The sequence below is a fragment of the Trichocoleus sp. FACHB-591 genome (assembly GCF_014695845.1).
GTDB lineage: Bacteria > Cyanobacteriota > Cyanobacteriia > FACHB-46 > FACHB-46 > Trichocoleus.
In genome coordinates this window covers 13,668-39,264 of sequence record NZ_JACJPA010000072.1, presented here as the reverse complement: position 1 = coordinate 39,264, position 25,597 = coordinate 13,668, and the positions used below count along the sequence as shown (strand labels likewise).

Here is a 25,597-nt window from a genome sequence, read left to right as displayed (position 1 = left end):
GAGAGTTGCTATTTACCTACTGCGAGATCGGAAAATCTTCCGTTGGCGAACAATAGGCCATATTCTCATGGCTAATTGTCCAGAGGATTAACTTATCACCGCAGTAAAATGAGGGATCTTCAGGTAAATTATCGGTAGAACACCAATTAGTCAGCTGCCCCACAGAGCGTAGAAATGTTTTGACTTCTGGGGTCAAATGAAAACGAAAGAAAGTTGTCTCAAAGGGCTGTTCACACCCCCATCGCTCACAACTCGTATAGCTTTCCTTTAGCGATGAGCGGATTTCAGCTGGACACCACTGATACTCCCGCCACTTCCAGGGTTTATCTGGTGAATCCTGAATAAAATCGTGCCACCGTTTTTCCATCTTTTCGGCACTATCTACATCCGAAGCAAACACCGTTTTCTGCAACTTAGATAGAACTTCCTCTAACCCAATCGAGCTGCCATCACGATTAACCATTGTTTTGGTGATGCTTGCAGCGAATTCAACCTCATCTGCATGATTCATGGCAAATTCCATCAGCTTATGCCACTGCTTACCCTCATCCTCATAAGGATATAGTTCTACTAAATTAAAAAGCTGAGGGTCCAAGCTTCTGGGATTCATACTAGAGTTCATCACAAATTTCACCACGTCATTCCTGTGAATACATCACAGGCAACGATTTCCCAGAATTTGTATTAGCTTTAATCCTTGGCAAGATTTATACGGTAGGTGCGATCGCTTTTCCAACTAGAGGAGGGGCGATCGCTTGTGGGATTTCCGAACTGGTTGTCTATGTCAGGCATTCGTTACAGTGGGGAGTAATAGATATGCCGAAGAAAAATAACTTATGAGTGCAAGTGCCACCCTCACCCAAAATCCCTTGCTGATTGGTAAAGGACTGCCCCCCTTCGATGCCATCAAGCCAGAGCATGTGGTTCCAGCCATTACCCAATTGCTGCAAGAGCTAGAGCAAGAACTGGTGACTCTAGAAGCGAATGTGCAGCCGACTTGGAGCAGCTTGGTCGAACCCCTTGATCGTCTGAGCGATCGCATGGGTTGGAGTTGGGGGATCGTTGGGCACTTGATGGGGGTGAGAAACAGCCCGGAAATGCGGGAAGCCCATGAAACCATGCAGCCCCATGTGGTGCAGTTCTGGACCAAACTTGGTCAAAGCAAACCTGTCTATGAAGGCTTCAAAGCGCTGCGCGATAGTGATGCTTGGACTAACTTAGAACCTGCTCAAAAACGGATCGTCGAAGCTGCAATTCGGGAGGCGGAGCTGTCTGGTGTCGGGTTAGAAGGCGAAGCCAAAGAGCGCTTCAATGCCATTCAAATGGAAATGGCAGAGCTATCTACTCAGTTCTCTAACCACGTGTTGGACGCCACCAAAGCCTTCAGCATGACGCTGACCACCCCGGAAGAAGTGGACGGGCTACCTCCTAGCTCGCTGAGTCTGGCTGCCCAAGCTGCCCGTGCCGCTGGAGAAGAAAATGCCACCGCAGAAAGTGGCCCTTGGCGGATCACCCTTGACTTCCCCAGCTACGGCCCATTCATGCAACACAGCACTCGCTCCGATTTGCGTGAAAAACTCTATAAAGCCTTCGTCAGCCGCGCTTCAGAGGGTGACCTCGACAATAAACCGCTGATCGATCGCATCCTGACCTTACGGAAAGAGCAAGCCCAACTGCTCGGCTTTGATAACTATGCCGAACTCAGCTTAGCCAGCAAGATGGCTCCCAACGTGGCGGCGGTGGAGCAGCTGATGGAAGAACTGCGTCAAGTGAGCTACGATGCCGCGGTTAAAGATTTGGCTGACCTGAAAGCTTATGCCGCCTCCAAAGGAGAATCCGGTGAGCTGAAGCATTGGGATGTGAGCTACTGGGCTGAGCGTCAGCGGGAAGAAAAGTTTGCCTTCAACGACGAAGAACTGCGCCCTTACTTCCCCTTGCCCCAAGTTTTAGACGGTTTGTTTGGTCTCGCCAAGCGGCTGTTCGGTGTCACCATTACCGCTGCCGATGGTCAAGCTCCGGTGTGGCACGAAGACGTGCGTTACTTCCAAATCTCCGATGAGTCGGGAGAGGCGATCGCGTACTTCTACCTCGATGCCTACAGCCGTCCTGCTGAGAAGCGTGGAGGTGCCTGGATGGATGATTGCGTCAATCGGGCCAAGCTGACGGTGGAAGGGAAAGCTAGTACTCGTCTGCCTGTAGCTTACTTGGTCTGCAACCAAACGCCTCCCATTGATGGCAAGCCCAGCTTGATGAATTTCCGCGAAGTGGAAACGCTGTTCCATGAGTTCGGTCACGGTCTTCAGCACATGCTGACCAAAGTCGATCACTCTGGAGCCGCTGGCATTCGCAACATCGAATGGGATGCTGTGGAGTTGCCCAGCCAGTTTATGGAGAACTGGTGCTACGATCGCGCCACTTTATTCAGCATGGCGAAGCACTACGAAACGGGCGAAACCCTGCCAGAGCACTACTACGACAAGCTTGTGTCAGCGCGTAACTACATGAGCGGTAGCGGCATGTTGCGGCAACTCCACTTCAGCTTGCTCGATCTCGTCCTCCACGCCCACTATCAACCGGGTGGCAGCGAAACGGTGCAAGATGTGCGTCAACGTCTCGCTGAGACTACAACCGTGATGCCACCGCTCCCCGAAGATGACTTTCTCTGCGCGTTTGGTCACATCTTTGCCGGGGGATATGCGGCTGGATACTACAGCTACAAGTGGGCAGAAGTTCTTAGCGCTGATGCTTTTGCAGCTTTTGAGGAAGCAGGATTAGAGAACTCAGAGGCGATCGCAGATACAGGCAAGCGCTTCCGAGAAACTGTTCTAGCCCTGGGTGGCAGCCAACACCCGATGGAGGTGTTCAAAGCCTTCCGGGGTCGAGAACCCAACACCGAGCCACTCCTCCGTCATAGTGGTTTAGTGGCAGCGTAGTCTAAATCTAGTTAAACTTCTGGCAAATCAGATTTTTTAGATTTTTTGATGCTGCCAGCAGTCTATTGTTTCTCTTGAATCGAAGAGGGGTATCTATAGGTTAGATGCCCCTCTTCTCCGTATTTACCGGAATATCTAATCGAAAAACCGTCAAACAGCCGATCGAAATTCAGCTAATTTCACCGTCTCAGCCATCGATCTTTCAGATGAGACTAGAGCTAAAGCAAGCGAGATCTGTAATCCAGACTGGCTGAGCGACAAAACTTAGCAGTGGCAGAAGGTGGGCAACCTTGGTAAGTCAAGCTCTTGATAATCAATCTTCGAAAACCTCAAGTATTAAAATGGCCCTGCCAACTTCCCCTGGTAAGCCCAGCCTTTGGTCAAACATGCAGCCTAAATGGTGGAAGGAGAGCCACCAGCTTTCTGCTTCCAAGCAACAAACAGCGGCTTTGCGGCGAAAAACTCTGTTGGCGGTTAGCTTGACGCTCACTAGTTTGCTAACTGTCTTGTATGCCGCCTCATCCACTGTCTTGATGAGTAGCTTGCGTAAAGCAGAAGAACAAGATACTCGCTTAGCTTTGCATGGTGTCCTCGATACCATTGCTGGGACTGAAAATGACTTTAGCGGTCGGTTTACAGATTGGTCTGCTTGGGATGACACCTATAGGTTTGTAGAAGATGCTAATCCGCAATACATCAAAGCCAATCTAATTGCAGAGCAGCTCTCAGCTTTGAAAGTCAATGCAGTTGCTTTCGTCAACACAGCCAATCACATTGTTTACGCGACAGGCTTTGATATAGGCAAGCAGCAAAAAACCTTGCTCCCCCTCGCACTACAGCAACAGCTATTTCCTGGGAGTGCACTCCTACAAGCTTTGCCACCAGGTGAGTATCGTCAAGGGCTGGTCTTATTGCCCAATGGACCAATGCTAGTGACGGCTCAACCAATTTTGCCTAGTAATGGAAAAGGGCCTATACGGGGTACGGTCATCTTTGGGCGCTATTTAGATCTAGCAAAGGTGAATCAATTCACCCAGATCACTGGCTATCCGATCACGATTCATCGGATTGACGCAGCCCAACTCCCATCTGATTTTGCTTCGGCACGAGCCGCTTTGTCTCTTAAGAACCCCTCGCTAGTGCGCCCTCTGAACCAGGAAAAGGTGGCGGGCTATGCGTTGGTAAACGATATTTATGACCAGCCTGCCTTACTCGTGCGAGTTGAGTTAACTCGCAGCATTTATGAACAGGGGCATCGGCCTCTGTTTTACTTAGTCATCTTCTTGGTGGTGATTGGTCTGGTTTTTGGAGCTATTACTCAACTGTTGCTAGAAAAGCTAATTCTGTTTCAGCATGAGTGCCAAGAACGGGAGGCTCGCTATCGAGCAGTGGTGACTCAAGCCTCAGAAGGGATTTTTCTGATTGATGCTCAGACAAAACAGTTTTTGGAAGCTAATGCGTCCTTTTTGCAACTGTTAGGCTACAGCGTTTCGCAACTCCTAGAACTCACCCTTTATGATGTTGCTGTTCTAGAGCGCGCGGCGCTAGACCAAGCCATGCAGCCTTTGCTGCAAGGAGAAACCCATCTCGCTAGCCAGCAACAGTACTGCGATCGCTGGGGCGGTCTGGTGCATGTAGAGGTAAATGCCAACTTGATTGCCTATGCGGGTAGAGAAGCTTTTTGTATGGTGGTGCGAGATATCACTGAGCGTAAGCAGGCTGAGGATGCCTTGCGCGAGAGTGAACAACGTCTAGCTTGGCAGGCCAGCCATGATGCCCTCACTGGACTCGCCAACCGCCGAGAATTTGAGCGGTGTCTAGAGCAAGCCATTACCAGTGTCTCGACGCAAAGCCAACCACATTACCTGTGTTATCTCGATTTGGATCAGTTCAAAATCATTAATGATACTTGTGGTCACCGAGCGGGAGATGAGTTACTGCGCCAGATTGCAGCGACTCTACAAGCTCAAGTGCGATCGACCGATATTTTAGCGCGGTTAGGCGGAGATGAGTTTGGTCTGCTCCTGTATAACTGTCAACTCGACCAAGCGCTCAAGATTGCCAATGCCTTGCGTTGGAGTTTGCAAGAGTTCCGGTTTCTCTGGCAAGGGCAAACCTTTAGCTTGGGGGTGAGCATCGGTTTGACCATGATCGACCAGAAAGAAGCGGACCTCAATAGCGTTCTTAGCGCGGCTGATGCTGCTTGCTACGCTGCCAAAAGCCGAGGTCGTAACCGCGTTCACCTTTACCAAGCCGACGATATGGAGTTGGCAAAACAACAGGGGGAAATGCAGTGGGCGGTCCGCATTACTCAGGCTTTAGAGGAAGACCGTTTCTGCCTTTATTACCAGCCGATTGTGGCGACTCAGCAGGCCCAGCTTCAGGAAGAGCACTACGAGGTTTTGCTGCGGCTCCGGGATGAGACAGGTAAAGTAGTGCCGCCAATGGCATTTCTGCCAGCTGCGGAACGCTATAACTTGATGCACTTAATCGATCGCTGGGTGATTCGCACGTTGTTTGCGGCTCAAGGGCAACATTACCGTGCCGCTTGGCAGCGTTGCCAATCTGCTCCCGATCGCTGCCTTTATGCAATTAACCTCTCAGGCGCGAGTATCAATGACGATCAATTCATCGATTTTCTTCATGAGCAATTTGCGCTGCATCAGGTTCCACCTCAAGTCATCTGTTTTGAAATTACAGAAACAGTGGCGATCGCCAACTTGAACAAGGCAATCCAACTGATGCGCGAACTGAAGCAGTTAGGGTGCCGCTTTGCGCTTGATGATTTTGGTTCTGGTATGTCTTCATTTGCCTACCTGAAGAGCTTACCCGTAGACTACCTTAAGATTGATGGCAACTTTATTAAAGATATTCTAGAAGACCCGACGGACATGGCCATGACAGAAGCCATCAACCAAGTGGGACACGTCATGGGCTTACAAACTATTGCTGAGTTTGTTGAAAACGATCGCATTTTTGAGGTGATTAAAGCGCTGGGAGTGGACTACGCTCAAGGTTACGGCATCGCCCACCCTCGGCCTTTTTCTACCGCTCCCACCTCAGAGGCATAACCAATGAGCGAGAGGCCGCGATCGCTGGCGCTATGGGCTATCAAATTTTACAGGTCACTGTTTTGCTTGCTACTGAGATGGGATCAAAATCAATCTAAAATTTTGAAGACTAAACCCAAAAACATGCTTAATTCAACAAAGGCAGCTCTTAGAACTTGAACTAAATAGCGATCGTAGCCTGCTAAGATTCGGTCCTGAGAAATACGTAACGTTGTTGACTGTTTGGAGTTAAATCCATCCTCAAGAATGATTAATGTCAGCAAGAGCCCAGCCTATCCTAAAACAACTCCTGGCCTGAGGACCTGAACCGAAACTGAATTCCATGCTCATCAATGCTATTCAGCTTGCAGTCATGCCTTTAACCCAGACCAGTCTAGAACAGTTGTAAATGAATCATGGAATTCATTAACTGAAGCAAGATTTTCTATTCCAATCAATTGCAGACCCAAATTTTGAGCTGTCTCAGAATCAATGGGGTGGTAACAAATCAGTTGTTTGATTGTTGAAAAGTTGAAAAGTTTTTATTGAGCTATTTAAATTATGTTTGGATTCTTTGTGTTTTTCGTTTTTTGCGTGGTGCTCTTCTTGCTGCTTAGTCGCAAGCAAGTTCAGAAAGATTCTGCTTGGTGGGTCGAGATTGTCACCTCCCAGCCTAAAGGCACCTATTACTTTGGTCCTTTCAGCAATGTTGAAGAAGCCAATCACGCTCAATCTGGGTATGTGGAAGATCTAGAGGGAGAAGGCAGTAAGGTCGTTGCAGTCCAGGTGAAATGGTGCCAGCCTAAAGAACTGACGATTGTGGAAGAAGAACAGTTGACTTATAGCTAGGCGATCGCCTACTCGACGCCTACTCGAACAGCGCAGGCAGACTGGGTGGACGCAAAAACAATTGCGTGAAGTAGTAGCTGTCTCCCTGCTGCCAAACTCCCACCCCTGTCTCGCTATATGGGGCGGTGAGGATGTTTTCTCGATGGCCCGGGCTTTCCATCCACCCTTTAACAGCCACAGGTCCAGGGTTGGGAATATTGACGCTCTTAAATAAGTTCTCACCCACGATCCAATAGATAATGCCTGCGGCTTGAACTCGTTGCCCAACATTGCGGCCGTCGGGTCCAGTGTGGCTAAAAAAGTTTTTCTCGGCCATGAGGCGACTGTAATCGCGAGCGACCTGAGCCAAACGGTCATTGTTTTGGAGCGGTTTTAATCCTTGCTCCTGCCGAATTTCATTAATGCGTTGTCGTACTGTTGTCTCCATCTCCGCGATCGCAGGCGACTGAACCGTGGCAGATGAGTTCCCAGGGGACGGAGACGCAGAGGAAGCTGTAGGTAACTGAGTTGGAAAACTAGAGGGCAATGGCAAGTTGGGAAGTACTTGATTCAGCGATTCGCACCCCATCAAGTTCAAGGCGATCGCTCCACCCATGAGCCAGATAGGTAATTTGTTAATGACCATTGGCCTATGCAATTCAGTATGTCCCAGCAGCTTAATCATCAGTTCTTGGAGAAACAGTGCAAAGATTACGCGCCAATCCCTGCCCCTGCTGTAAGGCGGCTCCCAGCCTGGGAGCGGAATGCGGCTAACTTCAAATTTGTTGAGGTTTTCGTTTCGGCTCACCTATCCCCAGAAGGAGATTCGGTCTAGGTGGTTGCCAGCAGGCTCATGATGGCGCTTCTAGTCGGCAAAGCCGTTTGCGCCCCAAACCCTGTCGTGGCGATCGCTGCGGCGGCATTGGCAAAGAGCCCTGCCTCGGACCAAGGTTGATTCTCGGCTAGGGCAACCGCGATCGCTGCTGCAAAAGCATCGCCTGCTCCCGTGGCATCAATGCTCTGCACAGGCACTTTGGGCAACCAACATTCTCCCTCGGGCCAAATCAGCAAATTCCCCGCATCGCCCGCTTGCACTGCCACGGCTCCCACACCTCGTTGCAGTAAGATACCAGCCGCTTGACGTGCCGAGTCTGGATCGGTGACTTTAACGCCAGTAATCACTTCTGCCTCTGAGGAATTGGGGCGAATCAAATCAACTGCTTGCAGCAGCTCGTTGGCTAGTGGTACCGCAGGAGCGGGATCAAGCACTGTCCGTGCCCCTGCTTCCCGACCTAAGCGAAACGCTGCCTGCACCACCTCTAAAGGAGCTTCTAGCTGGGCCAGGACAACCTTAGTCGAGGCGATCGCGGCTTGGGCTGCCTCGACATCCGCAACTGCTAACTGATGATTCGCTCCAGGCGCGGTCAAAATCTGCTTTTCGCCGCCCTGCCCCACCATAATCAGCGCTACTCCAGTAGCAGCTTGCTCATCTTGCACCACATAGCTTGTGTCAACGCCCTGAGCTTGTAGATTAGCCATCAACGCCTGGCCCTGCTCATCTTTGCCAATGCGGGCCACGAAAGCAACACGAGCGCCTAAACGTGCCACCGCTACAGCTTGATTGGCTCCCTTGCCGCCGGGTGCAGCTAGAAAAGTTTCGCCTTGAATTGTTTCGCCAGGTAAGGGGAGTTTAGGGCCTCGAATCAAGTAGTCACTGTTGGCGCTCCCCACAACCACAATGTCCCAAGTCGTTGTTTGTGTCATGGTTGCTCCCTCGTGCCTAAACCATCAACCCGATTGTCATGACTCTATGAACGCTGCCTACTGCGGCTGTGGTCTGCCGTAGTTATGCCCAATAAACCACTGCTAATTGAATTCTAGGAGCCAGCAACGTAGTCCCTGGGATAGGCGACAAAAATTATTTCTTTAGTCCAAGATGAAAACGTTATCGCTTTGGAGGTGGTTTTTAGTGTGATTTCCCCTTGGCGAAGTCCGCTCCCGTTGGAAGAGTACACAGCCAGTCAAGTTGTTGTCTACTTTTATAGCGGCAGATGGATTCCAATCATGTTTTGTCGTTTGGCAGAGGCGATCGCACTGCATCATAGAGCCTCATCATCGGGCAAAGAGCTATTCATCTTTCCCCCAGAGGTCAATCCTAGCGACTCCTCCCACTCCACTGACTCATCCAGAGTTTAACTAGGCGATCGCTCTAGTTAGCAGGCACTTTTCTAATTGTCTTTCTTTGAATTTAATAAAAAATTTATCTTTGTCAGCATCAGGCAGCTATCTATCTAGAGATAGAATCAACCACTCAATCAAGTTGGAAAAGTGCCAAAAGACCAAAAAACAATGCCACCGCTTGCCTGAAGACGGTGGCTTTAATTATGGCTTGGGAACTTTTTTAGGAGATTGCCAGATTGCAGGTCAAGCTATCGCAGCATAAAGAACTAAACCAGGGCTGGAGCAGCTTGCTGTTTTTGTTGGGCCAGTTCTAGCAGGCGCTTGATGCGCTCCTCGGTTGGAGGGTGAGTGCGGAAAAGCGACTGTAACCCTTGAGCTGAAAGGGGATTGATAATAAGTAGCGGAGACAGGGCAGGATTGCCGTTCATAGGAATTTGTAGACCGATCTTTTCTAGCTTTTCTAAGGCGCTAGCTAAAGCGGTCGGGTTCCCAGTAATTTCCGCTGAACCTTGGTCGGCAGCAAATTCTCTGGTTCGAGAAATAGCGAACTGAATTAGACCTGCGGCCAATGGAGCCAAAATAATCAAGAACAAAATGGCAAATGGGTTACCACCCCGGCGAGTGTCACGAGTCACAGGGCCGTACAAAGCACCAAACGTGAGAATGCGACCCAGAAAGGTAATAGCTCCAGCCAGAGTCCCTGCTACGGCCTGAGTCAGGGTGTCCCGGTTACGCACGTGAGTCAGTTCGTGGGCAATGACGCCTTCGAGTTCTTCGCGTGAGAGCAAGTCAATAATGCCCTGGGTCACCGCGATCGCCGAATGCTCTGGATCACGGCCTGTCGCAAAAGCGTTGGGTGATTGAGTTGGCACCAGAAACAACTTCGGCATGGGGATCTCGGCGCGATCGCTTAACGAAGCCACCATGTCGAACAGTTCTGGAGCTTCCTCACGGGCTAAGGGCTGTGCTTGATAGGCAGCCAGAGCAGCTTTATCGGAGTAGTACCAAGAGCTAAAACTGGTAAAGGCGGCAATGCCCAAGCCTAAATAAAGTCCTTGCTCATCACCGACCAGATAATAAGCGCCTAAAACAATCAGTCCGCTCAGCAACCCCAGTAGAGCTGCTGTCTTAATTTGATTCGCCCCAACCATAGTTTTCTACCAATCGTTTTGAAAAAATTACTTGAGAGTTGTTTTTAAGGTGTCAAATTTTCGTCCCCTTCAGTCTCTATCAAGTGGGAGAAACGCGCCTCTTCCGGCAGTACGGTACTGCGCCACTACGCGATTACTTCAATGCCAAAGTTTATCTAGCACCACCAGAGGCATTGCGATCGCAGTGGAAGATTAACCGCGACACCTACAAGCGCGGCTATACAGAAGACCAAACCAGATTTTGAATCAACGGAATCCTGATGCCAGTCCTGAGCCCACCCCTTCGCTCAGTCTAGAACTCGATCGCGATATGGGAAAACCTGTCGATGTGCTTCAAGTCGCAGGCCACGCAAGCACAGGTCTATGATTTAGAAAAAATTCTGTGTCACGAAATGCCTCATTTTTGGCATGTCTGCAATCGAGGCGTTAACCCTGAGTTGGGCAAGATTGCAGGGACAACAAGAGAAATGTTACAAAGTAACCCCTTAGCGCTAACTCAACTGTTAATTGCCTATCACACGCTGGTTGCAGCTCAGGGGTATTAAGCCATCACATACTTCCATCAATTGAGCTGGCTATCAAAGGCTGCAACTCGATGGAGTTGGTTAAAAGCATCCAATACAATCGTTTTCTGCTCTGGAGTTAAACCAGAAAGCGTCTCAACCCACAGCTGTAGTAGGTCCTTGCGGCTAATACTATTGGGCACGATAGACATGCTAAAAGCTCCCGATCGCTTCTTGTCCTAGCATGCCCAAATTTACCAGATGTTGCCTGAGTCAGATTGCGGAAGTTATAAAACTCTTTTTATGTCTATGTTGCTATGTCTTAGGTAGAAGCCACATAGTCTAAGAACGTTTGTGCATTCGAGCCAATATAGCTTTGCCAGCTTCCCGCTTGACTCCAGCCACCAACTCTAAGGGACCCCTGACCAGCGAAGAGTTGAGCTTATCAATGCTGATGCCATGTGCTACCCACTGTTCCTCATTGGCATCCTCCGCTAAGGCAGAATAAACCACGCGCTTAATACCCACAAACGAAATAGCTGACAAGCACATCAAACAAGGCTCTAAGGTGACGTAGATGCTCAGGTCTGCTTTTTCTTCTGCGCTCATTTGGCTTAAGCGTCTAGCAGCTTGGCGTAGCACCGTCATCTCACCATGAGCGGTCATGTCGCCGGTCTCTTCAAATGTGTTGTGTCCTAAGGCCAGAATCTCACCCCGCCATAAAATCAAGGCTCCTACCCCTGCCTTGCCTTGATCGATCGCTCGGTTGGCTTCTTCCAAGACCTTATCGATCATCTGCTCATCTAGATCTGTGGGAGCGTGCAGATTGGCTGACTTTAACTCCTCTGGCGGCATCGAATATTGAGTGGTCACTGACAGGCTCCTGAGTCGGTTTAATCAAGTAGAAATAAAAACGGCGCTAGATAGCTAAATAGTGATGAAGTAGCGATCGCGCTTCTTTTACTCAAACCTAGTTGCAATGAAAGCACTTCGGTCTCTAGGCGGAAGTTCCTAACCAGAGTGGTTTCAGTCTCAAGATTGATAGACAGGCTAATTAGGCACCAAGGGCTGAGTAGCCACTAGCTAACACTTAGCGTATTTTTGACCTCTCCTCGGTCACCCGCCTATGTAAGTTGAGCTGCCTGAATCGGGATAACTGGGAAGATAATGGTTGAGGGTGCAAACGTTTCTATGACCTACTGCCTTAGGGTTGCCGATTTACCCACGAATGAACGCCCGCGCGAGCGACTCCTGCTCCAAGGGGCTAAGGGTTTGTCTACAGCGGAATTGTTAGCTATTTTGCTAGGGACAGGGCAGGGGCCAGGAAAATTATCAGCGATCGGCTTAGGACAATACATTTTGCAAGAACTCAGCCAGCATCAGCGTGACCCTCTGGAAGTGCTGCGCGATGTGAATGCGCTGGATCTGACTAAAATTTCTGGCATTGGTCCAGCCAAGGCAACCACAATTTTGGCCGCGATCGAGTTAGGCAAGCGAGCCTTTCAATCTCGCCCTGTGGAACGCACCGTGATCGACAGCCCTGAATCTGCTGCCGCTGCCCTCAGCCACGAATTGATGTGGCAGCACCAAGAACGCTTTGCAGTGTTGCTCCTTGATGTGAAGCATCGCTTACTGGGGACACAGGTAATCACCATAGGCACTGCCACCGAAACTTTAGCCCACCCTAGGGATATTTTTCGCGAAGTGATTCGCCAAGGTGCAACTCGCGTAATTGTGGCTCATAACCATCCTTCAGGCAGCACCGAACCCAGCTCAGAAGATATTACTTTGACTCGCCAACTGCTGATGGGAGCACAGTTCTTAGCGATTCCTTTGCTAGATCACTTAATCATTGGCAATGGCGACCACCGCAGCCTTCGACAGACCACAGCCCTTTGGGACGAATACCCACAAGGCATTTAATTCTTACGGCTCTTATTGTTCCTACCCCCTGCCTGTGCTAAATTAGGAGTCCGCGGGCGATTAGCACAGTGGTAGCGCACTTCCTTCACACGGAAGGGGTCACTGGTTCGAATCCAGTATCGCCCATCAGTCTCTCTGAACTCACTGTGTAGTCAGTCATTCAGAAAAGGTAAGGGAACCGTAGGTTAACTGCCATGACCACGACTACCCAAAAGTTTAGCTTTGCAGACTATCTCGTTTATGACGATGGTACAGGAACCCGTTATGGCCTCGTCGAAGGGGAGTTAAGCTCTAACAAGTTGGCAGATTATCGGGCTAAGTACAGCGAGTATAGTGTTTTAGAAATTCCTGAATATTGGATTGTTGATCCGTTAGAGGCAAAGGTAACGATCTGCCAGTTGAATGAAGGTCGTTATGATGAGGCAGGCTTTACCGATGAATCTATCATTCAGTCTCCAACGTTTCCCGCTTTGAAGCTAACGGTTGCTCAGGTTTTGGCAGCGTAATGATTGCAGTTTGAGAGGGCGATCGCGCATCAACCCAATAAATTTAACAACTCAATCACCACATCTGGGAAAGCAACAGGGCTGAGTACATCGCTAACTCCTAAACCTGCTCAACTTGATAAGTGCCTTCTTGAGCCTCACGGAAAACAATTAATTGCTGCTTACCATCAACCACCCAATACTCAGGAATGTTGTCTTGGTTACAAACTTTGGCTTTGCGATCGCCTGCCATTAGAGATTCCTGAAAAATAGAAATCACTCATTTGGGTGTTATTCAGTCTAATTACTCGACTAGGTTGAACAAATAATTAATGCCTGAATATTCCATAGGTGAAGCTGATAGAAATTCTTTGCACATTTCTAAATACTTGGGCGGAAAAACTTAATTCCTGTTTGTAGGTTACTGATGTAAGCGACCAAACAAAAATCAAGCCTACATCAGGAGAAATAATCATGGAAGTATCGACTTTTGAACTATTAGTCAAAGCGATCGCCCCCCGCAAGCCTTCTAATCCCATCACCGATGAAGTTGCTCGCCGGGTAGTTCAGGGCTATTTCCTAACAGTAACCAACTTGGAACCCCAAGACCTCAAGCTTCAGATTGAATTCTACGTTAGTCTACCTGACAAAGAGAATCCTAATCCTAAGCCTAGACTGCTAGAAGCGAATACCATGTTGGTTTATGACATTGCTTTTGATCGAAACGAAAAACTGGATATTAAGCGAGTTGATACAGGCAACAAGAAAGTAGCCAAGTATATTGGTGAGTTTAAGTTACCTGCGGGACAAACCGCTTCTGTACAGCTCCTGCCAGACTTGGCTAACGGCATCCTAGGCGATCCTGATCCGCAACTCGAAATCCGGGGTTATGCCGCTCTGGTCAATGTCACACCTTCTAAAAACAAAGCACCTGTAAAAGTGTTACTCAGCCCAGAAATTCGCGGCACCTTCCTGCCCAATGCGCTTGAACCTGGCAAGCCTTTGGACTTTGATCAAATTGCTTATGCGCTGCCTCTCGCGAGTGGCAAAGCTCTCAACTCAATTGAGTATGCAGATGCTAAAGACAAGCCCAAAGAATCCTAGAAATAGAGCGATCGCGGCTGAGAGTTCCTGAATTTCGTCAATAGCAGAGTAACGCTTGAATTTGGCTACTGACTAACCGATTTTATCATCTTTCTAGTCAGTAGCCTTCTACTTAAAAAGCCTCTTAATTAAGGGGCTAAATTTTCATGCTTGAGTTTTGATTTCTTCTGAAATGAGAGGTTGTTTGGATGCAAGCTGAGTTTAAGTTTCAACCTGTTTCCTTTAGCTGGGTAGCTCTCCATCCAAAGCCAAAAGGTGTGGTTCAGTTTATTGGAGGCGCTTTCTTTGGTACCTTTCCAACTATTTTCTATCGCTACTTCTTAAGAAAATTATTTGAGGAAGGCTATACGATTGTGGCTTTGCCTTTTCGGTTTAGTTTTCGGCATTGGTCGATCGCCGCTAGTTTATTTGCTGAACAAAACACCTTACGCACCGAATTGACAACATTAGCTCAGCGCTACGGCTATCAACACAAGATTTATCAGGAAAATTCTAAATATTCCTGGGTAGGACATAGCTTGGGTTGCAAGTATGTGGCACTGTTGGAGTTTCTGAGCGGCGATCGCTGGCAAGAAGTGGTGCAGCAGTGTGTCAACGCCAAAGAAGCAGCCCGAATTGAGCGCGCGATCGCCGAGATTGTGCCACCAGAGAAGATTTCGATTAAAGGTCAGCCTTCCTTGCTACTAGCCCCTGACATCAGCGATACCGAAAGCGCCATTCCCATCCGGGCTGTGGCTCGTTGGCTAGACAAGCTCAAGTTGGGGGTACTGCCTACTCGCGAACAAACTCAATGCTGCGTTGCGTCTAGCAGCCTGTTTAACCTGACGGCTCTGATTTCTTTCCAAAACGATACGGTTGCAGGAAATTTAGGAGATAAAGACAGAAGCGAAGAAATCCAGAAAAACAGCGATGTCTTGTGGTTCTTTCGACAGCTCCAGAAGCGCCCGCTGCCGTTACTGTGCAAGGAGTTACCTGGCAAACATTTAGAGCCGGTAGGGGTGCAAGTAGGGCCGTATGTGGTTGATTTGAATCCCTTAGACAAATTTATCGAACCGATCGCTCAACGTTGGTTAGAGAGAGTGGCGATCGAGTTTCTCAGCGAGTTGCGGCGACGAGAGCAGAACCTGCCTTAAAGACGGATGCCAGCAAGCCTACTCATACAAGCCACAGAAGCTTGGGATCGCGCTATTGAGCCGCAGAATCTAAGATACAAATAATTCGATCTTTGCGGCTATAACTCTAAATAGGCGTAATCCATCGGGGAACGTTAGCAAGCCACTTTAGATTCAGTCACTCACCTAGGGATGGACGAAAGATTGATGAACTAAGGGTGCAAAAGCTCAACAAGTTCCGAGGGTAGGCAGTACAGGCAGAGGGGCACAGTGAATGGAATTGACGACAGCCTTAAAAGGGCAGACAGTGCGGAATGCAGTGCGAGAAGTTGGCATCAACCCTGACTATTGGTATGCGGTCGGCTGGGCTAATAAGCTGAAGCCGAATGAGGCGATGCCCGTCAAGATTTGGCAGCAGGCGATCGCGGTTTATCGAGATGCCACAGGCCAGCTCCATGCCCTAGAAGATGCCTGCCCCCATAAAGGTGTAGCGCTGCACAAAGGTAAAGTGCATGGCAGTAATTTGGCTTGTCGCTATCACGGCTGGGAGTTTGATGGCCAAGGGGACTGCGTCAAAATTCCTTATTTCCCCCCTGAACAAAAATTACCCTGTGCTCAAGCCCGCAGCTACCCCATTCAAGAGAAGTACAATATCATTTGGATTTTTCCCGGTGATCCAGCTCTGGCAGCTATTTGTTCTCCGCCGGAGATTCGAGAGTTTGATCACCCCGACTTTTTTATGGTGCCCGTGACAGGACATTTTAAGTCTCATTTCTCTATCTGCAACGAAAACTCAATGGATGTATTTCATGGGTTTTTACATGAAAATTTGCAGGGTTGGTTCGATCCCATCTTGACCAGCTTGCGAGAAACTGAGAATAGCGTCTGTGCGGACTATCGGGTGTCTTACAAAGGCAAGCTGGCGAAATTTTTGGGCTTAGCCGAGGAAGCTGAGCAGGTGACGACCAAAACCGTTTCAGTAGAATATCGTTATCCGCACTATCAAAGCTCGCTGGAGGGCGTTTCTAGCCTCTACCTCATGCGATTGCCGATGGGCCCTACCGAGAGCGCTTCCTTTGCCTTGTTCTTTCTGCGGGTGAAGTTGCCCAAGTGGTTTTTGCGATCGCTAGAGCCTGTGCTACAACCCTTGCTGGAGCAGCACGTGTTCATGAAATTTCTCAATCAAGATATTGAGATGATGGAAAGTGAGCAGCGTCGCTACCTGGACAACCCGCAGCGTCGGTATGTGGAAGTAAACCCAGCCATCATTGCAGTGCAGCGATTAATTGTCCGGCAGTACGAACAATTTGTGCAAAAATCTAGTCAATCAGAAGATCCCCAAAGCGGGAACTCAGATAACTTTGTTTCTTTCTCTAAGGCTATGGCTTCTAGCCCAGCCGAGCTAACCACAGAAAGCCCAGTCGGATGAAGGCAACTATACCAGCCGTTCCTCAAACAGATGTAATCCGGAACCGTACTTCAGCCTCTACCCAGTACTTTGGTTCACAAACAATTTGGTTGTATAAAGTAATCCAGACCCTCTGGATTGCTGGTGTTTGGTGTTGTATTAGACCTGGATGATGGGCATTTTGCTAGGAAAATACACTGTTATGCCAGAGACGATAGACTATCTGGGAATAAGGTGAGGGGAGTTTACTGTGCAAGTTATTAAAGAATACGTCCAGCGCTGGTATGACAGCGAACTTGAGCCAGATGAATACATCTGCCACGCCAAACAAGGAAATTTAGTTGAACTGGAAGATGCTAAAACAGGCGTTCGCTGCACAGCTTTAACCTTCTGTACCAATGACGTCTTGGGACTGGTTCAATCTGAGTCAGTTAGACAAGCGGCGATCGATAGCATTGTGCAGTACGGCACTTCCAATAGTTCCTGCTCCGTCTTGAGTGGTCGGATTGATTTGCATCGTCAGCTCGAAGATGAAATTTCGGCCTTCAAACATCTTCCTCATACCCAACTCTTTCTGAATGCTTGGATGGCGATGCAAGCCTTAATGGATGCGTTTTGCCATTTAGCAATTCCGGTACCTGGTTTTCAGCATACGCGGGAAACGCTTATTCTCACCGATGTACTGAACCACGGTTGCATCGTTTCTGCGATCGCCAATGCGGGAACTCGCTCCGGTAAGCTCTTTGGTCATAGCCCCCGGGTGCGGGTTCGTGCTTACCGCCACTGCGATGTCAACGACTTGGCCACCAAACTGCGCCGCTATGCCAGACCCGATGACCGCATCATGGTGGTTTCGGATGCAGTGTTCTCAATGGATGGCGACATTGCTCCCCTACCCGACATGCTCGACGTGATGCAGAATTACGAAGGCAGCGTCTTGATGATGGATGAAGCCCATGCCAGTGGTGCGATCGGAGCAACTGGAAGAGGAATTTACGAGCACTTCAACCTGACTCCTCAGCAAGCGATCGAGCGTGGTGTTGTGCCGCTGATCATGACCACCTTCTCGAAGTTTGCAGCGTCGGCTGGTGCGGCGATTAGCAGCCATGTAGCTGAGCTGAAGCCGTTGCTGAATGTCTCCCCCACCTCAATCGGCACTATTTCTCTACCTGCACCCCTCACCGCTGCTGCGCTAGAGAGCATCAAAATAGTGCGACGGGAGCCAGAACGGGTACGTCAATTACAGGAGAATACAGCTTACTTGCGATCGCGCTTGGCCGAGCACGACTTCCTGCCGATCGGCGAAACCAACGTCGTTCCCATTATTTTGCCGTCCGAAATCAATCCTAAGCTGTTTGGTCGGTTGCTGCTCGAAAACTACGGCATTTGGGTTTCGCCGATCTGGTTTATTGCCAAGCCCCGTTTGCGGGTGACTGTCAACGCCCTCCATACCAAAGAGGAAATGGATCGATTGGTGGCAGGTTTAGTGGCAACTCGAAATGTGCTGTATAAACCCACCATTAGTGCTTAGTTCGATAAAATGCTGCGAGGGTAGAAAAATACTCTGCCCTTGCCATAAAATCTTTAGTTTCAAAAGTTAAAAAATGGTGGCTACTCAGGCTTCGACGTATCAGATTCGGGCGGTCACAACTCCAGCAGAGCAAGACCTGTTTCTGGATGTGCCAACGCGAGTTTATGCCAATGATCCGAACTGGGTACCGCCTTTACGCAGCAGTACTGCCAAGCAATTCTCACCCAGCAATCCCTTCCTGCAATACGGTAAACTGCAACCGTTTATCGCAGTCACTCAGGGAGCCAAAGGACCAGAGGCGGTGGGTCGCGTGGTAGCAGCGGTAAATCAGCGCCTGATCGAGCGGGAAGGGCAGCAGATTGGCCTGTTTGGTTTTTTTGAGTGCATTGCTGATTTTGCGATCGCCCAAGCGCTGCTAGATGCCGTCTGCGAATGGCTGCGTCAGCAAGGCATGACGGCTGTGCGTGGCCCCATCGACCTCTCGACTCACAACAGTTGTTTGTGGTTAGTCGATGGCTTTGACTCACCACCAATGGTGATGATGCCTTACAACCCTGCTCACTATCCTGAATTTGCCGAGCGGTTGGGTTGGCAGAAGGCTAAAGATGCCTACGCTTACAACTTTCCTTTGGACAAGCCTTTACCGACCGAGTTCGAGAAAGCGTATCGTATTGCTTGTAAATCCGGCGTAACCTTCCGACCGTTGCGAACGAAAGGGGAAGGTTTTGAGCAAGATTGCCTCAGCCTCTACCGTTTATTTACCACCGCCTTTGCAGGCAACTGGAGTTCTACACCCCGCACCCAAGAAGAATTTCTGGAAGAAGCCAAAGAGCTGCAAAGCTTAGTTGATCCAGACGTATTCCCGATCGCGGAATATAACGGCGAAATGATTGGGTTCTTTATGGGCTTGCCCGACTACAATATTCCCCTCAAACAGGTGGGCGGCAAGCTCAATTGGCTAGGGATTCTTAAGTTTCTTTGGTATCGACGGCAAATCAACCAAGGCCGAGTCATTGCTATCTGTTCTTTGCCTGAATACCGTCGCAAAATGGTGCCTCTCGCCTTAATTTATTTGGGCATGAGCGGTGGCATCCAAAAAGGAAAACCCTATCAGCGAGCTGAACTCTCTTGGGTTTACGAAGATAACTTCCCGTCGCGCAAGTTGATTGAAGCGTCGGGTGGCAAGATCTATAAGACGTACCGCATCTACGAAAAAGCATTATGAAGGCGTTAGTCACCGGAGCAAACGGCTTTACCGGATCTCACCTGGTTCGTCTATTGGAACAGCGGAGTGACCAGGTAGTCGGGCTGGTCCGTAAGTCGAGCAATTTGTCGCGCCTAGCTGACACTCAAGTGCAACTGGTTTATGGTGACCTCAGCGATCGCGAAGCCTTACGTACCGCCATGCAAGGGGTAGACACAGTATTCCACACCGCTGCCTATGTAGAGTTAGGTTTAGTCAATGCGGCTGAAATGGAGCGCGTGAATGTGACGGGGACTCGTGCCGTCATGGAAGTGGCGAAAGAAATGGGCGTGGGCAAAATCGTCTATTGCAGCACCATCGGCGTATTTGGCGATACGCAAGGGCATGTAGTAGATGAAACCTTTCAGCGCACTCAGAAAAACTTTTCCTCTGCTTACGATCGCACTAAATATGACGCGCAAGTATTCGTGGACCAGATGGCGCAGCAAGGGCTACCCGTCGTGAGTGTGATGCCCTCTGGGATTTTTGGCGCGGATGATCCGCACTTTATCCCAGTGTTGCGGCAGTTTCTCAAAGGTGGGCTGAAGCTCTGGGCAGGGGGCGATCGCGTTACGGGTGTAGTCCACGTTGATGATCTGGCGATGGCGATGCTCTTAGCCGCCGAGAAAGCGCCAACCGGAGAGCACTACATTATTTCCGCTGGGGATTTGACCACACGAGAGATGTTCCAAATTGTGGGTCAGCAAGCTGGCATTGCTGCTCCCGCCGAGGCTCCTAAAGCCCTCGTAAGACTGGTAGGGAATATATTAGACCCGATTGGGCGCTTGTTCTCCTGGCAACCACCCCTAAGTCGAGAGCGAGTTCACTACGTCTACGATCGCTGTGTGCGGGTTGATGCCGCTAAAGCCCGACGCGAATTGAATTGGCAACCCCGCTCCGTTGCTGACACCTTGACCGAAATCGCTCAAGCAGTCCAGAAGACGCTTTAGCACGACTTCCACCTTGAAACTACCGCTAGTTTCTGTAAAACCCTATTGGGGATGATCCCCAGGGGTAACTGGGTAGATTGCCGCTATGCGATCGCCCTGCCTACCAGGGAGAATACAGACATAGCAAAGCAGCCAATTGGCATTTAATACACCAAGCCTCACTTAATAAAGAGGCTGACAGAAAATATGACGAGGCCAACCTGCTATCTCCTTAACTGGAGCGGCAACAGGTACCAGGTTCTCGACAAAGTTTATGGAATAAATCACGGGTAGGGGCGCAGCATTCTGTGCCCCTATCTAGTTTTAAATAGATTGAACTACAACGAAGGGCTAGGCAGCATATCGCTGATCGAGCATGCCATCTTCCAAGTTCACCACTCGGTCGGCCACATCCATAATGCGTGGGTCATGAGTCACCATCAGCACGGTACGACCCCCCTCTTTGGCAAGGTTTCGTAGCAACTCAATCACTGCATGACCACTACGAGAGTCTAGAGCCGCAGTGGGTTCATCCGCCATAATCAGGGGTGGGTCGCCTGATAAAGCGCGTGCGATCGCCACTCGTTGTTGTTGGCCACCCGATAGCTCACGGGGCAATAGCTTTACTTTATCTTGCAGCCCCACCTGTTCTAGCAAGTTTTGAGCCTGCTGGCGACGGTTATTGCGTCCTCGAAGACCTTTGACCTTAAGTGCTAATTCCACATTTTCAAGAGCAGTCAGGGCAGGAAACAGATTAAATCCTTGAAAAATAAAACCAATATTTTCCAATCGGAACTGGGATAGTTGGGTGCGAGACATTCTTGTAATTTCTTGCCCTAACAAATGAACACTGCCGCGGCTAGGTGTTAAGATCCCCGCTAGGATAGAGAGCAGCGTAGTTTTTCCAGATCCAGAAGGACCCATCAGCAAATAAATGTCCCCTCTCTGGATATCGAGATCAATATCTTTCAGGGCGTAGAAGCGTTCAGCACCGGATTGGAATACCATTTCCACCCCACGGGCAGCAATGGCATTGGTTTTAATTTGGGTAGAGCCTATTGCGGTAGAAGCAACCTGACTCTGAAGCTGGGCATATTCAGCGAAACGAATTTGAGAAGCAGTCATCCGCTTAGGTTTCTAATCAACATTGGTTAAATGGAAAGGAGTGGAGTGCGAACTTTGGACAACGATGCACTGGTAGATTCAGGTGCTTAAACGCCGAATCCAGATTTCATCGCTGTAGAGCCATACTATCTAGTGTATCCAGGTTCTCTAAGTTCTCCGTATTCCCCTCGGGAAGTTTAAGGTTATGCCTTAAACACGATGGCGGGGTCAACTCGAGTCACCTTCTGAATCGCGAACAAGGCAGAGCTGACACACATCACCACCGTGATGCCGAAAACTCCGAAGGCTGTTGCGGGTGTAATTAAAATCAGAATCCCCTGAGTTGCCGATGTCCATGTGCCGACTCCAAGACACAGGGCTAGGCTAGGCAGGTAACCCAAAACGGCCATCCATAAGGCTTGCTCGACAATCACGCTGTAGATTACCCAATCTGACGCGCCCATCGCTTTGAGAGTTCCGAACTCTCGTAGGTGATCCGAGACAGAGGAGTACAGAATTTGGCCCACAATCACGATTCCGACAATGATGCCAACGGCAGCTCCTAGACCGAGAACAAAGCCAATGCCCGTACGTTTTTGCCAATAATTACGGGTTTTGGCAATCATTTCGGCTCGGGTATAGGCATGGGTATTGGGCAGAGTCCCTTCTAACCGTTTTTTGAGAATTGCTAGATCTTGGTTGGGTTGAGCCCGAATCAAAATATAAGTGATGGGGTCACCCAAGTTCAGGCGACGGGGGGCCGCAGGCGCAGGATTGAGCGAGCCGGAGCCAGCAGGCGCTGTTTCATAGGTGTTGGTACATTGCACCTCCTCGGAGCCAGTCTGCGATCGGCATTGCAGGTTAGAACGGATGGGGGAGTTTATATAGGCATTGGCATTTTCTAAAGAGGTAAATAGGAAGCTACTAGACACCATTGACTGAGTGCCGCGGGTGAGGCCAACAAGTCGAGCCGGAAGCGAGCCGATCGCGCCTTGAGCATTAAGGGTTTTGAGATTTAGAGAATCTGCATTGGTTTCATCCACCATCACCGAAAAAGGCTGCTTGAGGGCACTGAGGCTGCCTTGGGTGATGTTTTGGGGAGAAAATAACTGTCCTTGAGGATCAAAGCCGACGACTCGGACTGGCGCAATCTCGTCTTGAGAGTTACGCCAAATGCCTGGCCTAAAGATCAAGGCTTCCGCTCGCCCTACGCCTGGTACTTGTTGCGCGACCCTAAGCTGATCCACTGCCAGGGGTAGTGTCAGCTCAATCTGCACCATGTCCTTGGAAGCAACCCAAACATCAGCCTGAGATTGGTCAATTAAGAGGGTGGTAGAACGAGTAAACCCTCTGAGAATCCCAGTCTGAATGGTGACAAGGCTGACTGCGAACATGATGCCAGCCTGAGCCACCAGGAATCGAGGAATATCCTCAAACAAGTTTTTGCGGGCGATGGAAGCCATGAAGGAAGTAACAGTTGAGTGCCTTATTATCAGCCTAAAAGATGGCAGGGCAAACTTCTGCTCAAGCAACCACTTACTCGACCGTCACAGATTTGGCGAGGTTTCTAGGTTGGTCTACGTCTAAGCCGCGACGGGCCGCAATGTGATAGGCCAGCAACTGTAGCGGAATTACAGCCAAAATCGGCGAGAGTAACTCTTCCACAACTGGCACAGGCAGCAAGTCATCGAAAATTTCGGCAGATTCGCTGGCCTCTAAGGGAGTCACACCGATGAGGCGGGCATCTCTGGCTTTCGCTTCTTGAGCATTGGAGAGCACTTTTTCGTAAACCAAACCTGGTGTGGCGATCGCGACGACAGGCACTTTGGCATCTAGTAGTGCGATCGGCCCGTGCTTCATTTCCCCAGCGGGATAACCCTCAGCGTGGATGTAGCTGATTTCCTTGAGCTTTAAAGCTCCTTCTAGGGCGATCGGGAAGTTGATCCCCCGTCCTAAGAAAATAAAGTCTTGGGTTTCCGCAAAGTCGTGGGCCAGTTCTTCGATATAGCGCTCTTGACTCTCTAGAATTAGCTCGATTTGCGCCGGAAGTTGCCGTAGCCCTAACAAGATTTGCTCTAGACGAGTGGGCGATAGCGTTTGTTGGTGATATGCCAAATCTAAAGCCAGAGCGTAGAACGCCATCAACTGCGCCACAAAGGTTTTTGTGGCTGCCACCCCAATTTCGATCCCCGCATGAGTATCAATTACTTGAGGTACCATGTGGCCCAAAGAGCTTTCGGGACGGTTGGTGATACCGAGCAAGCGTGCCTCAAACCGAGGGGATTGCCCAGCCCGTCGCTGCTTTTCCATCTCCAAGGCGGCTAATGTATCCGCTGTTTCGCCCGACTGAGTCACGCCAATGGTGAGGGTATTGGGAGTCAGAGGCGAAGGGGCATAGCGAAACTCCGAGGCATACTGCACCATCGTCGGGATGCCCGCCAACTGCTCAATCAGATATTTACCCACTAAGCTGGCGTGCCAACTGGTGCCACAAGCGACAATTTGCACCTGTTTCAAATCGCTATAGAGTTCTGGGGACAGATTGAGCTTAATGGGTGAAGTGGCAGATTCAGGACTCCAACTGGTGTCTAAGTAGGCTTCCAGGCAAGCCCGCACCACTCCTGGTTGCTCGTAGATTTCCTTGAGCATGAAGTGCTTGAAGCCCTGCTTTTCTACCATGACAGGGTTCCAGTTGAGAGTGCGAGGGGTTTTCCGCAAGCGATCGCCCCCAAAGCTATACACCTCAACTCCCAAGGGCGTTAAACGTGCCAGTTCGCCATTTTCCAGGGTTAAGACGGTGCGGGTGTGGGGAACTAAAGCAGGGGTGTCGGAAGCGCAGAAGAATTCCCCTTGACCGAACCCGATGGAGAGGGGGGCTTGTTGCCGCGCCACAATCAGTTCATCGGGGAAATCGGCACTGATCACCGCGATCGCAAAGGCTCCTTCTAAGTGGTTGACCGCTTGGCGCACAGCCTCTAGTAAAGGCGAGTGCTGGGCCAACGCAGGCATCGAACTAGGCTCAGCTTTGAGCTTCTCAAGCAGTTCAGCGATCAGATGCGGGATTACTTCTGTATCAGTTTCAGAGCGGAAGGTGTGGCCTCTGGCAATTAAGCCTTCTCGCAATTCCCGATAATTCTCAATAATGCCGTTTTGCACCACCGCTAGGCGGTGGGCTGTATCCATGTGGGGGTGAGCGTTGTACTCTTCTGGCTTGCCATGAGTTGCCCAACGGGTATGACCGATGCCAAGCTGGGCTGGGTTCTCAATGCCTTCGAGTTTTTCTTGAAGGTTGTGTAGCTTGCCCTTGGCGCGGACGCAGTGGATCTCGCCTTCCAAAACGGTTGCGATCCCCGCAGAATCGTAGCCGCGATACTCCAGTTTCTGTAACCCTGCCAACAAAATGTCACTTGCTGCTTGGGTACCGATATAGCCAACAATTCCGCACATTTAACCCACAACTCCTGCCAAGCGATTACGGTTTAGGTGCCATCTGCCTTTCAGCGCTCTGGCTGTAGTGCGATCGCGCGATCGCCTCTTGAGACAGATAAAACGCGAATATAACAGTCTTTAACGATCAACAGTGCTTCATCAAGTACTGAAACCAAAAAGTGATCTACGCCTTGGTTGGGCTGAAAACGGGATAGATAGCTCGTCTAGGCACGTAAAGTTACCAAAAAAATAGGGAGGCTGAACACCTCCCCTGTTTTTTGAACCCAAGTATATCGATAAACGCAGGATAAAAAAATGATGCGTTTAATGTCAGTTTCTAGTAGGCCAAACCCATACTCCGGGTTGTTTCAGCATTAGAGAGATAAACTCGAATGCTGAGGAAGTCAGTAGGACAAGCAGTTTCGCACCGCTTGCAACCCACACAGTCCTCGGTACGAGGAGACGAAGCAATTTGACCAGCCTTGCAGCCGTCCCAGGGAACCATCTCTAGAACGTCAGTAGGGCAAGCCCGGACGCATTGAGTACACCCAATGCAGGTGTCATAAATTTTGACAGAATGAGACATTGAATAAAGACTCCAAACTAGGTGTTCAATGCCTTGCAACATCTGCGGTAAAGCAGACCAGCAAGTCTTAGAACTAAGACTCTAGAATCAACGCCAA

General features: G+C 49.7%; 25 protein-coding genes and 1 tRNA gene. 15 read left to right on the top strand and 11 right to left on the bottom strand.

Going from position 1 to position 25,597, the window contains the following annotated elements:
• Positions 1–16: 16 nt before the first annotated feature.
• Positions 17–634: a hypothetical protein gene (locus tag H6F90_RS12925; RefSeq protein ID WP_190552875.1), complete on the bottom strand. Its 618-nt coding sequence runs from the start codon at positions 632–634 to the stop codon at positions 17–19.
• Positions 635–836: 202 nt separating this feature from the next.
• On the opposite strand from H6F90_RS12925, the gene H6F90_RS12920 reads away from it, so the two are divergent.
• The 3 genes from H6F90_RS12920 (at position 837) to H6F90_RS12910 (ending at position 6,832) form a co-directional block, all read left to right on the top strand.
• Positions 837–2,933 (top strand): M3 family metallopeptidase, encoded by a 2,097-nt coding sequence (locus H6F90_RS12920; protein WP_190552874.1) that lies wholly within the window; start codon positions 837–839, stop codon positions 2,931–2,933.
• 341 nt (positions 2,934–3,274) lie between these two features.
• Complete coding sequence (locus H6F90_RS12915; protein ID WP_190552873.1) at positions 3,275–6,004, top strand: EAL domain-containing protein; 2,730 nt, start codon at positions 3,275–3,277, stop codon at positions 6,002–6,004.
• A 540-nt stretch (positions 6,005–6,544) separates the two neighbouring features.
• Entirely contained in the window at positions 6,545–6,832 is a 288-nt protein-coding gene (locus H6F90_RS12910) for a DUF1816 domain-containing protein (protein WP_190552872.1), read from the top strand.
• A 19-nt stretch (positions 6,833–6,851) separates the two neighbouring features.
• Here the strand turns inward: H6F90_RS12910 and H6F90_RS12905 are convergent, their stop codons facing one another.
• Together H6F90_RS12905 and rbsK are read right to left on the bottom strand one after the other, a co-directional pair.
• On the bottom strand, positions 6,852–7,457 hold the full coding sequence (locus H6F90_RS12905) for a CAP domain-containing protein (RefSeq protein WP_190552871.1): 606 nt from the start codon (positions 7,455–7,457) through the stop codon (positions 6,852–6,854).
• A 185-nt stretch (positions 7,458–7,642) separates the two neighbouring features.
• Positions 7,643–8,575 (bottom strand): ribokinase, encoded by a 933-nt coding sequence (gene rbsK / locus H6F90_RS12900; RefSeq protein ID WP_190552870.1) that lies wholly within the window; start codon positions 8,573–8,575, stop codon positions 7,643–7,645.
• Between the two features lie 207 nt (positions 8,576–8,782).
• Here rbsK and H6F90_RS12895 point away from each other — a divergent pair, with 207 nt between their 5' ends.
• The gene (locus tag H6F90_RS12895) at positions 8,783–9,007 is read left to right on the top strand and encodes a hypothetical protein (RefSeq protein ID WP_190552869.1); all 225 of its coding nucleotides are present in this window, start codon (positions 8,783–8,785) and stop codon (positions 9,005–9,007) included.
• 251 nt (positions 9,008–9,258) lie between these two features.
• Here the strand turns inward: H6F90_RS12895 and H6F90_RS12890 are convergent, their stop codons facing one another.
• Positions 9,259–10,143 (bottom strand): M48 family metalloprotease, encoded by an 885-nt coding sequence (locus H6F90_RS12890; RefSeq protein ID WP_190432449.1) that lies wholly within the window; start codon positions 10,141–10,143, stop codon positions 9,259–9,261.
• Between the two features lie 83 nt (positions 10,144–10,226).
• Here H6F90_RS12890 and H6F90_RS30660 point away from each other — a divergent pair, with 83 nt between their 5' ends.
• Entirely contained in the window at positions 10,227–10,388 is a 162-nt protein-coding gene (locus H6F90_RS30660) for a hypothetical protein (protein WP_370588008.1), read from the top strand.
• 81 nt (positions 10,389–10,469) lie between these two features.
• The gene (locus H6F90_RS30655; RefSeq protein ID WP_242024450.1) at positions 10,470–10,688 is read left to right on the top strand and encodes a hypothetical protein; all 219 of its coding nucleotides are present in this window, start codon (positions 10,470–10,472) and stop codon (positions 10,686–10,688) included.
• Between the two features lie 17 nt (positions 10,689–10,705).
• Here H6F90_RS30655 and H6F90_RS12880 read toward each other — a convergent pair whose 3' ends face one another.
• Together H6F90_RS12880 and H6F90_RS12875 are read right to left on the bottom strand one after the other, a co-directional pair.
• Positions 10,706–10,858: a hypothetical protein gene (locus H6F90_RS12880; RefSeq protein ID WP_190552868.1), complete on the bottom strand. Its 153-nt coding sequence runs from the start codon at positions 10,856–10,858 to the stop codon at positions 10,706–10,708.
• Between the two features lie 130 nt (positions 10,859–10,988).
• The gene (locus tag H6F90_RS12875) at positions 10,989–11,519 is read right to left on the bottom strand and encodes a nucleoside deaminase (RefSeq protein WP_199295892.1); all 531 of its coding nucleotides are present in this window, start codon (positions 11,517–11,519) and stop codon (positions 10,989–10,991) included.
• Between the two features lie 318 nt (positions 11,520–11,837).
• On the opposite strand from H6F90_RS12875, the gene radC reads away from it, so the two are divergent.
• The 3 genes from radC to H6F90_RS12860 all read left to right on the top strand — a co-directional run bounded on the left by radC (position 11,838) and on the right by H6F90_RS12860 (position 13,075).
• Positions 11,838–12,569: a DNA repair protein RadC gene (gene radC, locus H6F90_RS12870; protein ID WP_190552867.1), complete on the top strand. Its 732-nt coding sequence runs from the start codon at positions 11,838–11,840 to the stop codon at positions 12,567–12,569.
• A 54-nt stretch (positions 12,570–12,623) separates the two neighbouring features.
• Positions 12,624–12,695, top strand: a tRNA-Val gene (locus tag H6F90_RS12865).
• Between the two features lie 68 nt (positions 12,696–12,763).
• On the top strand, positions 12,764–13,075 hold the full coding sequence (locus H6F90_RS12860) for a Uma2 family endonuclease (protein ID WP_190552866.1): 312 nt from the start codon (positions 12,764–12,766) through the stop codon (positions 13,073–13,075).
• A 100-nt stretch (positions 13,076–13,175) separates the two neighbouring features.
• Here H6F90_RS12860 and H6F90_RS12855 read toward each other — a convergent pair whose 3' ends face one another.
• A complete protein-coding gene (locus H6F90_RS12855) occupies positions 13,176–13,334 on the bottom strand; it encodes a Uma2 family endonuclease (RefSeq protein WP_190552865.1) in 159 nt (52 codons plus the stop codon).
• Between the two features lie 194 nt (positions 13,335–13,528).
• Between H6F90_RS12855 and H6F90_RS12850 the strand changes: the two genes are divergently transcribed.
• The 6 genes from H6F90_RS12850 to H6F90_RS12825 all read left to right on the top strand — a co-directional run bounded on the left by H6F90_RS12850 (position 13,529) and on the right by H6F90_RS12825 (position 20,402).
• Positions 13,529–14,158 (top strand): hypothetical protein, encoded by a 630-nt coding sequence (locus H6F90_RS12850; protein ID WP_190552864.1) that lies wholly within the window; start codon positions 13,529–13,531, stop codon positions 14,156–14,158.
• A gap of 188 nt (positions 14,159–14,346) precedes the next feature.
• On the top strand, positions 14,347–15,291 hold the full coding sequence (locus tag H6F90_RS12845) for a DUF1350 family protein (protein WP_190552863.1): 945 nt from the start codon (positions 14,347–14,349) through the stop codon (positions 15,289–15,291).
• Between the two features lie 253 nt (positions 15,292–15,544).
• Entirely contained in the window at positions 15,545–16,699 is a 1,155-nt protein-coding gene (locus tag H6F90_RS12840; protein ID WP_190552862.1) for an aromatic ring-hydroxylating dioxygenase subunit alpha, read from the top strand.
• 229 nt (positions 16,700–16,928) lie between these two features.
• The gene (locus tag H6F90_RS12835) at positions 16,929–18,209 is read left to right on the top strand and encodes an aminotransferase class I/II-fold pyridoxal phosphate-dependent enzyme (protein WP_190552861.1); all 1,281 of its coding nucleotides are present in this window, start codon (positions 16,929–16,931) and stop codon (positions 18,207–18,209) included.
• A gap of 73 nt (positions 18,210–18,282) precedes the next feature.
• Positions 18,283–19,434: a hypothetical protein gene (locus H6F90_RS12830; RefSeq protein WP_190552860.1), complete on the top strand. Its 1,152-nt coding sequence runs from the start codon at positions 18,283–18,285 to the stop codon at positions 19,432–19,434.
• A complete protein-coding gene (locus H6F90_RS12825) occupies positions 19,431–20,402 on the top strand; it encodes an NAD-dependent epimerase/dehydratase family protein (protein WP_190552859.1) in 972 nt (323 codons plus the stop codon). The genes H6F90_RS12830 and H6F90_RS12825 overlap by 4 nt, the downstream gene beginning before the upstream one ends.
• Before the next feature lie 330 nt (positions 20,403–20,732).
• Here H6F90_RS12825 and H6F90_RS12820 read toward each other — a convergent pair whose 3' ends face one another.
• The 4 genes from H6F90_RS12820 to psaC all read right to left on the bottom strand — a co-directional run bounded on the left by H6F90_RS12820 (position 20,733) and on the right by psaC (position 25,500).
• Positions 20,733–21,506: an ABC transporter ATP-binding protein gene (locus tag H6F90_RS12820; RefSeq protein ID WP_190552858.1), complete on the bottom strand. Its 774-nt coding sequence runs from the start codon at positions 21,504–21,506 to the stop codon at positions 20,733–20,735.
• Between the two features lie 182 nt (positions 21,507–21,688).
• Entirely contained in the window at positions 21,689–22,948 is a 1,260-nt protein-coding gene (locus H6F90_RS12815) for an FtsX-like permease family protein (protein ID WP_190552857.1), read from the bottom strand.
• Between the two features lie 73 nt (positions 22,949–23,021).
• The gene (gene glmS, locus H6F90_RS12810; protein WP_190552856.1) at positions 23,022–24,932 is read right to left on the bottom strand and encodes a glutamine--fructose-6-phosphate transaminase (isomerizing); all 1,911 of its coding nucleotides are present in this window, start codon (positions 24,930–24,932) and stop codon (positions 23,022–23,024) included.
• Between the two features lie 319 nt (positions 24,933–25,251).
• Complete coding sequence (psaC, locus tag H6F90_RS12805; protein ID WP_190432475.1) at positions 25,252–25,500, bottom strand: photosystem I iron-sulfur center protein PsaC; 249 nt, start codon at positions 25,498–25,500, stop codon at positions 25,252–25,254.
• Positions 25,501–25,597: the final 97 nt, after the last annotated feature.